Below are 13,519 nucleotides of genomic sequence, written 5' to 3' on the forward strand. Positions count from 1 at the left end.
CTGGAGTGCTGAGCGTCGTGCGTTCCTTTATATGCCCTATATGCACAGCGAAAGTGCGACCATGCATGAGGAGGCAGTGAAACTCTTCTCCGGGACGGGGCTGGAGCATAACCTGGAGTTTGAGCATAAACACAAAGTGATCATCGGCCGCTTTGGCCGTTATCCGCACCGGAACACAGCGCTGGGCCGGGAGAGCACGCCAGAGGAAATCGAGTTTCTCAAACAGCCGGGCAGCAGTTTCTAGAAAAGGCTCGGGTTTGTCAGCGCCGGGGCTTTTCAAAGCCGGACTCTACGTAGATGCGGGCGCGGTAACCGGCCCATATCTCAGCGTAGGTACCGTTATGCTGGATCTTGGCGAGAGAGGCATCGAACGCGTCACATACTGCCTGATCGTGAAAGCGGGCCACATATTGGCTTGCAGGCATGATCGGATGGACTTCGAGTTCCACGCGTTCGCCCGTATGGTCAAAGTGACGCTTTTGCGCAAGCCCCAAGATCCAGCTATCGCCAACGGCCACGTCAAAGCGCCCCTTGTATAGCAGCGAAATATGGGTACCCTGTTCGCCGGATTCCGTATAACGTTTTGCGCCTCGGACAGCGTCGCGAAACTCCTCGCCCAGATATCGTGTGGCACCGGAGAAGGAAATCACCGCATAGTTCTTCAGTTCAGCCAGGGTGTCGAGCTTCAGGTGTCGATCTTTAACCGTCAGGCCAACGTTTTGATGCTCGATATAGCTGCTGGTGGCACAGCCGGTATCCGAAGCACCGATATTCTGGGTGAGGATGCCATCCAATTGTGCTCCCTCAAAAGCTGAAATCATACGAATTCGCGGCAACTGCACATATTCGATGTGATATCCTGTATCACGGAAAATGGCATTGATAAGATCGATTTCGATGCCGGTTTTGGCCTGCTCATAGATGTATGGAGGCAGGAAATTACGAGTTGCAACACGAATTATCGCAGCATTTTCCTTCTGGGACTGGGCGGTTGCCGCTTCTGTAAAGAATAGGGTGCATGAGATATGAGAAACAGCAAAGGTGACACACAATAACAATTTCTTCAGTGATAAAAGCGGCATCAATGCTTTGTTCCTCGTGATAACGATGGCCGCTCTGGCGGGTGCAGTTGACTCAAAACCATCTGCATCATCTCAGGTTGGGGTAAACAAACTACTACCAGAGGTGTTTAAAAATATATCTCCCGCAGGACAAGCCCGCGGCAGATAAAATTTATCGCGAATTTTAGGTGAATTTCGCTGTTTCTTAGCAGTTGCGTCAGGACCTTGACCGCTGCAACGCCATGTCGGAGGGATAGGTGATGCGGTATTCGTGGCGAATTTCCCAAACTTCACCTGGCGCCAGTTCCTTTTTCCAGGTTATAACACCGGCTTTGCTGTCCACATCTTTTGTGGTGGCCTGTGTCGCGCCCTTGAGCAGTTCCACCTTTACGTCCTCATGTGCGGGGACAGGCAGGCGGTCGGTTACCTCAACCACGGCCTTTTTGTCGCGGTTGTTGGTCACACGGTAGACAAGGCGTTCTTCCTCCACATTCTTTTTGCCAAAGAAGCCGGTGTCGCCGTCGCGTGACGGGCTTGTGATGGTCTCAACCTTGATGCCGCTGTCGGTACCAAATGGAAGTTCGGTCTTCTCTCCCTGTAACAGGTTTGGCCAGCGGCCGCGTCCGGCATAGTGGCCATCGCGGCTAAGCTTGGCGGAAACGCTCGACAGGTGGGGCAGGCCATCAATGATTACATCAGCATAGACATATGCGTTCTGGCTGTCGTAGCGCGGGGTGATACGCGTGATGATATCGGCATCGAGGCTGACCGTTTGCATAAGATATTGCTGAGGCGTGCCGGTTGAGGGCACACTGGCCGAATTGTTGAGGTTAAAGCTCATATCATAGGTAGTCGCGGTTTGGCTTACCATCTGCGAAGACTGCAACCGTTCGGCTTTTTGGTCGGCCATGGCGCGCGGCGCTGGGGCGTATTCCGCTGCGGCATCTATCGGGCGGCGCATCTCGTCCCGGTCGTACACGCGCAGGAATTCGGGGTTCATCTCCGGCGCTGCTATATTCCATGAGGGGCGCGAGGTCGACAGGCTGAGGTTCACATTGTCCCAAGCCTCACCACTGGATTGGCGCACATCGGCCGTCAGGTTGATCTCAGCCTGTGTTGCCTCCGTGTTCAGGTTGGCGTCGGTGGTGATGCCCCAACTGGCACTGTGTACCAGATAGCTAATGTCAAAGGTGTAGTTACCAGCTTTGGGCACCTCGACATTGATCACCGCGTTATAGGTGCGGTCTGAACGACCGCTGGTGGCGGCAATTTCCTGCTCCAGCGCTGTCACAAGTGCCGCCTGCTCACGTCGTTTGCCAACAAGCGTGTGTTTCTCCGCCATCAATGCCTTGGTCTTGTCTCCGATGAAATCAAGTGCGCTTTGCCAGTCTTTACCGGCGGTGCCATTGTCACCGAGGCCGCGCAGGTACGCTAGTCGCATATCGGCGCTACCAATGGCATTTTCTGTTTGCGCCAGCGCGTCGCGGGCTTGCGAAAGCTGTTTTTCCAGCGCCATCTGGCTGACAGAGCGGGGAGCGGGCAGATAGCTTGTGGTATTATGCACATTAGTGATGCTGAGGCCGTCAGCGCCCGCGTTCACACCAAAGCCTGCGTCAAGTGACGCGGTCAGCCCGGATACTGTGACCCTGTGGCTACCTGCGGGCAGGTCAAGGCGGGCCTCACGCTGTACCAGCGCGCCGCCTGTCTGGTATACGGTAACCGCTTCGATCGGTGCTGCCAGAGTGAAGTCATCGCTGTAAGCGCCGCTTGTTGCTGAGATTGCGAGAAATGGTAGCACAGAGAGTTGCTGTTTCATCGGTTACCTCGTCGGTTGTTTGTTTGTTCCGGCAAATCATGCTTAATTGCACATTCGTCCCCGACTTTGTGGCAGAGACCGTCTGAACGCCAGATTAAGCATATAATCGTGTTAACTTCATGGCGGCCTCAGTGGGGCACGTCAGCGCAGGGCCTTGCGAACCTGCGGCATGATGCGACGGCTGACCGGAATCTGGCCACCGCTTGTGAGCTCAAGACGACCGGCACCCGAGGGGTCGCGTTCGAGCGCTGCAACAAAAGCTGTGTTTACGAGGTAGGACCGGTGCACCCGCAGGAAGGTGCCGGGCAATTCGGCTTCAAGGTCGCTGAGCCGCGCGTTATGCAGCACAGCACCCCGGTTGGTGGTCGTCAGTTCAACATAGTCACCCGCCCCCTTGCAGAAGACGATATCACTGCTGGAAATCACGTCGACCTTGCCCGCGCTGCTGACCGTAACGTTGCTGGGGTTTGTCTGCTCCCGGCTTTCGTCGAGGATAAGTTGAAGCCGGTCGGCGCGGGCTTTCTCTTGCGCGCGCAAATGGCTATCCGCCACTTGTTGGCGGATTTGCTGGACAAAAAGGAACAGCAGCAAGGCAGCGACACAATAATAAAAATAAATGTCAAGAAAGCGTGTGGGCGCCAGCAGGATAATGCCAGCGAACAGGAATAAGGCGAGGGCATAGGCGAGGGCATGCGGCGCTCGCCTATGGATGGCGGCATAACCGGCTATCAGTGCCGCAAGCAGGCTTGGCACCAGTAGCGCGAGCGTTGATTTGACGTCGAATCCGCCAGCGGGCAGCACCACTGCCATAAAGATAGCGACGGCGACAACCGCTATGCCGAGCCGTCGCTTAGGCGCGAACCGCAATAACACATGCAGGAAAAGGCTGGCACCACTTGCACAAGCACATAAAAAAATGAGAGCCAGTCTTATATCGTGGAAGGGATAGTCATATGCCCACAGCCCGCGGGCAACTTCTGCCAGCAATTGTCCCGCCGCAAACAGCGCGGCGAGTGGAACGAGCAGCAGCTCCCGTCGGTGGCGGCGGCGCAGCGCCAGCACCCCGAAATAGAACGCGCCTATGAGCAACACACCAAGCGGTAGAAAGGCCGGAAGATAGCCGCGCAGAATATCATCCGTCGGTGCCATATAGGGCGCGACGGCAATGAAGTGCAGTGGTGCCATCAGCCGGAAGAAACCGTGATAACCGGACATGAGGATAATCACCTCGTTATCGCCGGCTTTGAGAAGGCCGGGCCGCAGCGGCAGCACAGCGTCCATCTTGCCGGGGGTCTCTGCTTTTTCTGTCGATGCCGGAATGCCGTTACTGCCAAGTTTCTTGCCGTTTAGCCAGATGGTACTGGATGCCTTGGCCGAGATAAAAAAGCCAAGTGGGATATTTGTTGCGGCAAGTGTTTCCGGTACTTCAACGTAGCCCTTGACCCAGATCAGCCTTTTATGAGGGTTCACATAATGGCCGCCCACACTCTCGCAACCGGGGCCTGTGAAATCCGCCGGTATTTCTGTCTGGCCATTGGCCTCACAGACCACGACAGCGGCAGTATCGATGGGCGCATATAGTTGTGCCCGCGCGGGGGCGCTGAGTAGCGTAAGCAAAGCGAGAATGACTAGGCAGTTTTTCATGTCTGTGCAATCTACCATTAGGGGACTTAAATCAATACCGCTTACCGAACGGTCATGACCGTTGGCCGACAAGGCCATGAAATAACGAAAAAACTGCGCACATTGCAAACACATGATGTTTTGATGTGGAGATATAATATGAAAAATATGATCATGACAGTGATGATGGCGGCGTTTATGTCCGGTGCGGCTTCAGGCGTCGCCGAGGAACAGGCGTTTACTTTTGAGGGCAAAGACGGTCAGACGGTGGCAGCTTACCGCGGCAAGCTCATGGTGGCTGAGAACCGCCAAAACCCGGATAGCCGCCTGATACCGGTAAGTTACGTGCGTTTCCCGGCCACGAGCAAACAGGCAGGGCCTCCGATTATTTATCTGGCGGGTGGGCCGGGAGGCTCAGGCGTGCGCACGGCCAAATATCGCCGCTTCGACATGTTCATGGCCCTACGGGCTTACGGTGATGTCATCGCGCTTGATCAGCGCGGGACCGGCGCATCCGACATTCTGCCCGAGTGCACGTCAGGCAAAACAGTACCCGCCACCGTATCTATCTCAGACGCAGATTATATCGCCCTTCACCGCGCGGCGTTCAAGGAATGCCTGGCCTTCTGGCAGGCTGAGGGCGTGGATGTGGCCGGATATAATACGGTAGAGAACGCCCGTGACATTGATGACCTACGCCGCAGCCTTGGCGTTGACAAGGTTGTGCTGTGGGGCACTTCTTACGGTAGCCATCTGGCATTTTCTGCACTCAAGACAATGGGCAACCATGTTGACAAGGTGGTGATCTCAAGCGCCGAGGGGCTCGATCAGACCATCAAACTGCCGGCGCGTACCGATGCATATCTTGACCGACTGCAGGCCGCAGTTGACAGCCAGCCTGCTGCCCAAGCCGCCTATGGTGAGATTAAGGCCATGATGCGCCGGGTACATGCGCGGTTGGATACAAAGCCCGCCTTGCTGCATGCCTCGATGAAAGACGGCACGATAAAGGACTATCTGTTCCACAAACGCGATATGCAGCAGCTAGCCTCCTATTTTGTGTCGGACCCATGGTCGCAGCGCCGCTTGCTGGCGCTTTATCGGGCGATGGATAACGGTATTCTTGCCCCCTTTGAAGCTTTGCTGGCGGACTGGTTTATTCCCGGCGAGCCAATCAAGATGGATGCAATGTCAACCTTGATGGATGTGGCCTCCGGTATGAGCGAGAAACGTCGCCAGCTTGTGAAAGAACAGGCGAAGCAAGCGGTCCTGGGTGATTGGCTCAACTTCACCTATCACTATGACAGGGTTGCGCCTGAGCTTGACCTTGGTGACACTTTCCGCGCGGGGCCGGTCAGCGATGTGCCGGTCCTGCTTTTCAGCGGCACGCTGGATGGCCGCACCTATCTGGAAGGTCAGGCGGAGGCTGTGGCTGGCCTGACGAACCTGACCCATGTCACTGTGGTGAACGCAGGGCATAACCTGTTCATGTCTTCGCCCGAGGTGCAAGCAGCGATCAACGCCTTTATGGAAGGGAGGTCCCAGCCAAAGTTGACCGTCACCAACAAGTTGATGGACCTAGCACCTGAAGAGTAAAGCCGCGGGTTCAAAGTAGCGCAGGTGGGCGGTTTATTCCGCCGTCTGCCGCTTGAGCACAGGAGCCAGATACTGGCCGGTATAGCTGCGCGTGACTTTCGCGACATCTTCCGGCGTGCCGGTGGCGACAATCTCGCCGCCGCCGTCGCCGCCCTCGGGGCCAAGATCTATAATCCAGTCTGCCGTCTTTATAACCTCAAGGTTATGTTCGATGACAACCACGGTGTTTCCTTGGTTTACAAGGGCTTGCAGCACCTCCATCAGCTTCCGAACATCCTCAAAATGCAGCCCGGTTGTTGGCTCATCCAGAATGTACAGCGTCTTGCCGGTGGAGCGTTTCGACAGTTCCTTTGCCAATTTCACGCGCTGGGCTTCACCGCCCGAAAGCGTGGTCGCCTGCTGTCCGATGCGGATGTAACTCAGGCCGACCTGCTCCAGCATGTCGAGCTTGTTGCGAATGTTGGGAACAGCCTTGAAAAATTCGACCCCGTCTTCAACTGTCATATCAAGAACATCGGATATTGATTTATCTTTAAAGCGAATTTCCAGTGTTTCGCGGTTGTAGCGTTTGCCCTTGCACTGGTCACACTGTACATAAACGTCCGGCAGGAAGTGCATCTCGATCTTGATCATGCCGTCACCCTTGCAGGCTTCGCAGCGGCCACCCTTGACGTTAAAAGAGAAACGACCGGGTTTGTAGCCGCGCGCCAACGCCTCGGGTAACCCGGCGAACCAGTCGCGAATTGGTCCAAAAGCGCCGGTATAGGTCGCGGGGTTGGAGCGCGGTGTACGGCCGATGGGGCTTTGGTCGATATCAACAATCTTGTCTAGATGCTCAAGCCCTTCAACGGCCTCGTGCGCGCCCGGGGTCACACGACCCCCGTTCAGATGCTTGGCGACGGCCTTATATAGCGTTTCAATGGTAAAGGTGGATTTGCCTGAACCAGATACACCGGTAATGCATGTCAGCGTGCCCAGCGGCACCGATGCCGTCGCGGACTTGAGGTTATTGGCGGTTGCGCCCTTGACGGTTACGAACTTGCCCTTGTGACCCGGCCTGCGCTCTGCCGGAATCGGCACCGCACGTTTGCCGGTGAGATACTGGCCAGTCAGGCTTTTGTCGCATGCCATGATCTTGTCAGGCGTGCCCTCAGACACGATCATGCCGCCATGTTCCCCGGCACCGGGACCCATATCTATTACATAGTCGGCGGTGCGGATGGCATCTTCGTCATGTTCGACCACCAAGACCGTATTACCGATATCGCGCAGGTTCTTGAGTGTTTCAAGCAGGCGATCATTGTCACGCTGATGCAGGCCAATGGAGGGTTCGTCCAGAACGTAGAGTACGCCAGTAAGACCTGACCCAATCTGGGATGCTAGGCGAATACGCTGACTCTCTCCGCCAGAAAGCGTTCCAGATGAACGACTTAAGGTGAGATAATTAAGTCCTACATTAACAAGAAAACCCAGGCGCTCCTGAATTTCCTTCAGCACCTTCTCGGCAATGGCTTGCTGCTTTTCGCTCAAGTGTTTGGGCAATTCGACAAACCAGTCATAGGCGGCAAGTACTGAGAGGTCTGTGATCATGCCGATGTCGTGATCGGCGATTTTAACCGCCAGTGCCTCGGGCTTGAGTCGTTTGCCCTCACACGCTGTGCAGGTTGTGGAGGCCTGATATTTTGATAGTTCGTCCCGCATCCAGTTGCTGTCGGTCTCGCGCCAGCGACGTTCAATGTTGCGCAGCACACCTTCAAATGGCTTGTTGACCTCAAAGCGGCGTTTACCGTCGGCATAGACGATGGTCACCGTTTTTTTCCCGGTGCCGTAGAGGAACGCATGTTTGGCTTCCTGCGGCACGTCCCTCCATTTGGTATCGATCGAGATGCCAAAATGGTTGGCAACGGCGTCGAGCGCTTGAAAATAGAATGGTGACGGGTTGTTGGCTTTGTTGGCCCAAGGGGCCAGCGCACCTTCGCGGATGGTTTTGCCGCTGTCCGGCACAGCCAGTTCCGGATCGAAATACAGCTTTTTGCCCAAACCGTCACAGGTGGGGCACGCGCCAAACGGATTGTTGAAGGAGAACAGCCGTGGTTCAATCTCTTCAATTGTAAAGCCGGAAACAGGGCAAGCGAATTTGGCGGACATCAGGTGGCGTTTGCCGCTTTCACCGCCTTTCGCTACTTCTTCGACCACCAACAGGCCGTCAGCAAGGTCAAGTGCAGTTTCGACACTGTCAGCGAGACGCTGCTCCAGCCCTTCTTTGAGCACAAGGCGGTCAACCACGACATCAATGTCATGTTTGTATTTTTTATCAAGGGTCGGCGCTTCTTCGATAAGGTAAAACTCGCCGTCTACCTTCACACGCTGGAAGCCGCGTTTCTGCAATTCAGCCAGTTCTTTTTTATATTCACCCTTGCGGCCGCGAACGATGGGCGCCGTGACGTAAAGCCGGGTGCCGTCGCCCAGCATCATGATGCGGTCAACCATCTGGCTCACGGTTTGGCTCTCTATCGGGAGGCCGGTTGCGGGCGAGTAGGGGGTGCCGACACGCGCCCACAGAAGCCGCATATAGTCGTAAATCTCGGTTACCGTACCCACAGTAGAGCGTGGGTTTTTGCTGGTTGTTTTCTGCTCAATGGAGATAGCGGGTGACAGCCCTTCAATGTGGTCTACATCCGGCTTTTGCATCAATTCCAGAAACTGGCGCGCGTAGGCGCTGAGGCTCTCGACATAGCGTCGTTGGCCTTCAGCATAAATGGTGTCAAATGCCAATGAGGACTTGCCGGAACCAGACAGCCCGGTGATCACAACAAGTTTGTCGCGCGGGATATCCACATTGACTGATTTGAGGTTGTGCTCGCGTGCGCCGCGAACCGAAATCTCTGTGAGCATGGCTGTCTCTCAAAACGCTGATCGGAACAAATGAATGAAATCTACTGTGCTGTATACGTCATCAAGTGGCCTTTGGCTCATGATGTGTCAAGCCGCTTGACAATAATGTGCATTTTGGAACAAATAAAGAACAAACTTTAGGAGGAGGCTAGCGTGGTGAAATCAAAAGTGGATTTGCGGCAGGGTGGTTGTCTGTGCGGGTATGTACGCTATGAAATCAACATAGAAGGCAGCCGGACGGGGAACTGCCACTGTCGGGATTGCCAGAAAAACGGCGGCGGGCCGTTCATGACCTTCACCAATCCGGAGGACGGACATTTTAGGTGGCTTACTGAGCCGGAAGGCAGGGCGTATGCCAGTGATATCGCTATACGGCGTTTCTGTATCCGGTGTGGCACACCCATGACATGGGAAAGTGCGGCTGACGCCAACGATATGGCGGTCAGTACAGGCACACTTGATGAACCGGCAGATATTGCGATTGTCTATGAAATATACACCAAAAGCCGTTGGGCGGATATACCGCCGGTCCCCGGGGCACGGCAGTACCCGGCAGACAATGGCACAGATTAGTTGCCTGCCTCCCTGTCCCATTCTGCGGTATCGATGCCGAGCTTGATCATGCGTTCACGCCAGCGTTCGCGCGCCAGTTTCTGCATGTCGGTTTCGGTATCAAGCTCGTCGGTGATCTCAAGCCCCACGAGGGTTTCAACCACATCCTCAAGGGTAAGCAGGCCTTGGGTGGTGCCGTATTCGTCCACGACAAGCAGAATGTGGTTCTTGTCGTGCATCAACCGGTCATAAGCGTGCGAGGCGGTGATATTCTCCGGGACGGCGGGCAGGTCACGGCGGAATTCATCAAGCTTGCGGTCAAATTCGTCCCGCGCCTGGGCAATGAACAGATCCTGCTTGAGCACATAGCCGGTGATCTCGTCCGGCGTGCCGTCATAAAGCGGAATGCGGGAGAAGGGATTGTCGGCGTGGTCTTTGAAAAACTCTCCCACCGTGCGTGATCCGGCCTGCGCGAACATCACCGCACGCGGCGACATGATATCGCGCACCTGGAACCGGTGCAGGCGCATGACATTGCGCACAATCTTGAGTTCTTTTTCGTCAAGCAGGCCTTCTTCTGCGCCGATCTGCGCCATGGCGGTCATTTCATCGCGGCTGAATGTGAAGGCATGCACGTCCTTGCGGGCAATCAGCCGGGTTAACTTCTCTGATAGCCACACAAGCGGCGACAGCACCTGCATGACCCACAAGAGTGCAATGGCCACATAGGGTGCTAGCGTTTGCCAATAGGCCGCGCCCAGGGTTTTTGGGATAATTTCAGACAGGACCAGAATAAGCAGGGTCAGTACGGCTGACGTTACCGCAATATACTGGCTGCCGAACTCCGCTGCTGCCTGTGCGCCCACGCCCGCCGCGCCAACGGTATGGGCGATGGTATTCAAAATCAGGATAGCGGCGAGCGGCCGGTCGAGATTTTCGCGCAAGCGTTTGAGCGCGCTCGCGCCCTTGCGGCGTTTCTTCGCGAGGGTGGCAACATAGACCGGGCGAACCGACAGGATGACCGCCTCTGCGACCGAACACAGGAACGACACGCAGATTGCGAGCAAAAGATAAAGGATGAGCAGCAGCATGTAATGTCCCATGACAATTTATAACAGTGGACCACAGCTTAATCTTTGCGTGACCGTCTGTCACGTCAAGGTGTGCCGGATGCAGGGAAGGGCCATTCGCGAGGAGTGAGGCTGTCTTTCTAGTCATTGACGCTCATAGAGCCCATCGAACCACGGCTGCCATGCTTTTTTCTCCGCATCATACTGCTCAAAGAACTGGCGGATGGTGCCGTCCTTGTTTGGTGTCCAGGTCCCGCGAAAAGGCGCGCTTGTACCATTTGCATAATGCCAGATGGTGCCTTCCATAAACATGGAAACTTCTTTGATGCCACCTTCGATATCCAGCGAGTAGGCCCTGGCAGAAACCCAAACCTGTCGCCAGCGTTTGCTGACGGGGTTATAATAGTTGATGCTTTTGCCACTGCTACGGCCTTGGCCGCGCCAGTCCTCATAAAGCGCACAATCGCCTTCAATTTTTCTGACCATATTATGACCGGCATGGTGGCCGGTGCCGCGGTCTGATACTTTCCAGTTTCCTACCCAGAAATCAAACTCCCGGAAGGCGGGGCCGGACGCGCAGGGCGACGCGGCCGCTGCGGGCTGCGCGGATGCGGGTGATGCAAGGGTCCACAGGCTGCCGGGCAATAAACAGAGCGTGCAGAGGCTGGCAATACGAAGGGTGGTTTTCTGCATGGCTGATCCTCTGATGTTTCTTCTGAACCCAAGCTGCACCAAAGCCCAAAACAGCCGCCAGACTATAGTATAACTTGAAAACGGGCAGGGGCACCGCCTGATGCGGTGAACTGGGCCAGTGTCGCGACGAAAGGGCAAGGTTTAGTGCGGGTTTTGCTCAGGCTTGTGCGCGGTGCACCGCTGTGCTAAAAATAAGAACAAAAATGGAACATGTGATTTTGATCATGCGGCATGTGCTTTAGGTTTGAAGCGCCCGCTGGCTTGGTCTATGGTCGCGGACGCAGGAGCGCCAGTGTATGAGTTTGGCGCTGACAGAAGATTAAGAAGGGGGCTTTGATGGCCGGTAGCGTTAACAAGGTAATTTTGGTGGGCAATCTGGGTCGTGACCCTGAAGTCCGGACGATGAATGACGGCTCACCGGTGGTGAATCTCTCCATCGCCACGTCTGAGACATGGCGGGACCGCCAGTCCGGCGAGCGCAAGGAGCGCACCGAATGGCACCGGGTAGTCATCTTTAACGAAAACCTTGCCAAGGTAGCGCAGCAGTATCTGAAAAAAGGCTCAACCGTTTATATCGAGGGCCAGCTTCAGACCCGCAAGTGGACGGACCAGCAAGGCGTCGAGAAATACACCACCGAAGTGGTACTGCAGCGTTTCCGCGGTGAATTGACCATGCTGGGTGGCCGTGGCGATAATCAGGGCGGCGGTTTTGGCGACAATAACCAATCCGGCTACGGCGATGATTACGGGAGTAATCAAGGCGGAGGCTTCGGCGGCGGTCAAGGTAATCAAGGTGGTTCGCAGGCTGGTCGAGGAGGAAGTCAGGCCGGTGCACAGGCCGGCGGTTTTGCTGGCGGCAGCGCGGACCTTGACGATGAAATTCCCTTCTGATTCCACACTGAAAATATTAATAATCGAATGGTCAAGACTGTCGGTCTTGGCCATTTTTTTCATTTTTACACCGAACAACCAAACGAGATTGTTTAACAGTTTCAGCGACTAGCGAATGTCGTGCAACGCCGCTCTTTTATTGCCAAGTATGAATACAAAACCGAAGAACATGATGCCGATCACTATCGCGCCAATCCACTGGATCTCCAGAAAGTCCCCGCTGAAAGCCAAGGTTAGCAGCGATAGGGCTATGAAGTTACCGAGAAAGTACCGGGTGCGTCCGAACCGTTCGACTGTCAGGCCAAGGTTCTCTGTATATAACCGGACGAGTGAGTCGAGTGAATTGACGACGAAAGTGACACCGACAAAAATCATTGCCCAGTTCACCAATCCGTTAATAGCAATATCATTCAGGTGGTAGAAATAGAGGACGGTAAACCACAGGGCAATCGGAACGGACGGCACCACCACCATGGCTAGGAAGACCTGATAGGTCGGAAGACCACCGACAAAGCGGGACGTAAATTGGCCTATCATGATGCTCCAGGCAAACCACCAGTATAAGTAAAACTCATGGTAGTCGTTTATCGGCAGAATGAAGTGGTCGATGTTGGTGAAATATCCACCGATTAGCGCAAGGGTGCTTAAATATGCGTTGGCTGGATAGTCGCCAATGACAAAAGCAAGGCACCACAACAATGTAATCAGCGCAAGAAAAAGCCACGAACTGGACAAGCTGAGAATACGCACATATTTTAAATCGGTGCTGGAATAGACTGCCAGAGCGATGACAGTAAAGACGATGCCGGTGAAAACCGCTGGCGAACCATTGATTACCGCCAGCGCCGGGATATACCACGGCAAATTGGAAAGCAGTAAATAGGCAGTGAATGCGCATGTGGCGATGATTACAATATTATTGATTAGCCAGACGGGTTTAAGCTTAAAAAAACCTACCCTGGGCTCAAGGATGCAGAAGTAAAAACAGGTCAGGAAGTAGAAGCTCCAGATCAGAAATCCCCAAAATCCAAATTCAATGGCAAGTGGATTAGTGAAACCATAGGCCGGATTTTTGAGGGTGTCTGCATATACTGGAAATTCCGTCAGTGGGAACATGATTAGTCCCACATCCAGTCCTGAGGTGAACAGGATGGCAATAAAGGTGAAGGGTGTCGTAGGGGAAGGCCCCTTGCAGCTTACACGTCCCCACTTCAGCATGATAAAACCAACCATGCCAAGGGTGAAAATAATTCCCGCGCTGAGCCAGAACGTCATATACGCTCCCTGCTTCTGGTCTTACTTTCTTGCCGGATGTGATGCTC

11 protein-coding genes are annotated in these 13,519 nt (G+C 54.8%); 4 read left to right on the plus strand and 7 right to left on the minus strand.

What is annotated here, in order from left to right; translation table 11 throughout:
- A partial coding sequence (locus ACN0VM_RS00005; RefSeq protein WP_417448779.1) for a DUF924 family protein occupies positions 1 to 244 on the plus strand: 244 nt, incomplete at its 5' end.
- A 16-nt stretch (positions 245 to 260) separates the two neighbouring features.
- Here ACN0VM_RS00005 and ACN0VM_RS00010 read toward each other — a convergent pair.
- From ACN0VM_RS00010 to ACN0VM_RS00020, 3 genes are all read right to left on the minus strand, one after another.
- Positions 261 to 1,082 (minus strand): substrate-binding periplasmic protein, encoded by an 822-nt coding sequence (locus tag ACN0VM_RS00010; RefSeq protein ID WP_417448780.1) that lies wholly within the window; start codon positions 1,080 to 1,082, stop codon positions 261 to 263.
- A gap of 196 nt (positions 1,083 to 1,278) precedes the next feature.
- Complete coding sequence (locus ACN0VM_RS00015) at positions 1,279 to 2,877, minus strand: mucoidy inhibitor MuiA family protein (RefSeq protein ID WP_417448781.1); 1,599 nt, start codon at positions 2,875 to 2,877, stop codon at positions 1,279 to 1,281.
- 141 nt (positions 2,878 to 3,018) lie between these two features.
- The gene (locus ACN0VM_RS00020; RefSeq protein WP_417448782.1) at positions 3,019 to 4,521 is read right to left on the minus strand and encodes a LytTR family DNA-binding domain-containing protein; all 1,503 of its coding nucleotides are present in this window, start codon (positions 4,519 to 4,521) and stop codon (positions 3,019 to 3,021) included.
- 138 nt (positions 4,522 to 4,659) lie between these two features.
- Between ACN0VM_RS00020 and ACN0VM_RS00025 the strand changes: the two genes are divergently transcribed.
- Positions 4,660 to 6,096: an alpha/beta hydrolase gene (locus ACN0VM_RS00025; protein WP_417448783.1), complete on the plus strand. Its 1,437-nt coding sequence runs from the start codon at positions 4,660 to 4,662 to the stop codon at positions 6,094 to 6,096.
- A 33-nt stretch (positions 6,097 to 6,129) separates the two neighbouring features.
- Here the strand turns inward: ACN0VM_RS00025 and uvrA are convergent, their stop codons facing one another.
- Positions 6,130 to 8,991, minus strand: a complete 2,862-nt coding sequence (uvrA, locus tag ACN0VM_RS00030; protein ID WP_417448784.1) for an excinuclease ABC subunit UvrA — start codon at positions 8,989 to 8,991, stop codon at positions 6,130 to 6,132.
- A gap of 153 nt (positions 8,992 to 9,144) precedes the next feature.
- On the opposite strand from uvrA, the gene ACN0VM_RS00035 reads away from it, so the two are divergent.
- Entirely contained in the window at positions 9,145 to 9,564 is a 420-nt protein-coding gene (locus tag ACN0VM_RS00035; protein WP_417448785.1) for a GFA family protein, read from the plus strand.
- Here ACN0VM_RS00035 and ACN0VM_RS00040 read toward each other — a convergent pair.
- Positions 9,561 to 10,634, minus strand: a complete 1,074-nt coding sequence (locus ACN0VM_RS00040; RefSeq protein ID WP_417448786.1) for a hemolysin family protein — start codon at positions 10,632 to 10,634, stop codon at positions 9,561 to 9,563. The genes ACN0VM_RS00035 and ACN0VM_RS00040 overlap by 4 nt on opposite strands.
- A 123-nt stretch (positions 10,635 to 10,757) precedes the next feature.
- Entirely contained in the window at positions 10,758 to 11,306 is a 549-nt protein-coding gene (locus ACN0VM_RS00045; RefSeq protein ID WP_417448787.1) for a hypothetical protein, read from the minus strand.
- Positions 11,307 to 11,642: 336 nt separating this feature from the next.
- On the opposite strand from ACN0VM_RS00045, the gene ssb reads away from it, so the two are divergent.
- Positions 11,643 to 12,197, plus strand: a complete 555-nt coding sequence (gene ssb / locus ACN0VM_RS00050) for a single-stranded DNA-binding protein (RefSeq protein WP_417448788.1) — start codon at positions 11,643 to 11,645, stop codon at positions 12,195 to 12,197.
- Between the two features lie 108 nt (positions 12,198 to 12,305).
- On the opposite strand, the gene ACN0VM_RS00055 is transcribed toward ssb, so the two are convergent.
- Positions 12,306 to 13,472 (minus strand): BCCT family transporter, encoded by a 1,167-nt coding sequence (locus ACN0VM_RS00055; RefSeq protein ID WP_417448789.1) that lies wholly within the window; start codon positions 13,470 to 13,472, stop codon positions 12,306 to 12,308.
- Positions 13,473 to 13,519 lie beyond the last annotated feature (47 nt).

The sequence above is a fragment of the Kordiimonas sp. genome (assembly GCF_048260245.1).
Classification (GTDB): domain Bacteria; phylum Pseudomonadota; class Alphaproteobacteria; order Sphingomonadales; family Kordiimonadaceae; genus Kordiimonas.

Bases quoted from the DNA above. Each gene is read 5' to 3' on its own strand.
- ACN0VM_RS00010 (WP_417448780.1), bottom strand. From the start codon at position 1,082: ATGCCGCTTTTATCACTGAAGAAATTGTTATTGTGTGTCACCTTTGCT.
- ACN0VM_RS00015 (WP_417448781.1), bottom strand. From the start codon at position 2,877: ATGAAACAGCAACTCTCTGTGCTACCATTTCTCGCAATCTCAGCAACA.
- ACN0VM_RS00020 (WP_417448782.1), bottom strand. From the start codon at position 4,521: ATGAAAAACTGCCTAGTCATTCTCGCTTTGCTTACGCTACTCAGCGCC.
- ACN0VM_RS00025 (WP_417448783.1), top strand. From the start codon at position 4,660: ATGAAAAATATGATCATGACAGTGATGATGGCGGCGTTTATGTCCGGT.
- uvrA (WP_417448784.1), bottom strand. From the start codon at position 8,991: ATGCTCACAGAGATTTCGGTTCGCGGCGCACGCGAGCACAACCTCAAA.
- ACN0VM_RS00040 (WP_417448786.1), bottom strand. From the start codon at position 10,634: ATGCTGCTGCTCATCCTTTATCTTTTGCTCGCAATCTGCGTGTCGTTC.
- ACN0VM_RS00045 (WP_417448787.1), bottom strand. From the start codon at position 11,306: ATGCAGAAAACCACCCTTCGTATTGCCAGCCTCTGCACGCTCTGTTTA.
- ssb (WP_417448788.1), top strand. From the start codon at position 11,643: ATGGCCGGTAGCGTTAACAAGGTAATTTTGGTGGGCAATCTGGGTCGT.
- ACN0VM_RS00055 (WP_417448789.1), bottom strand. From the start codon at position 13,472: ATGACGTTCTGGCTCAGCGCGGGAATTATTTTCACCCTTGGCATGGTT.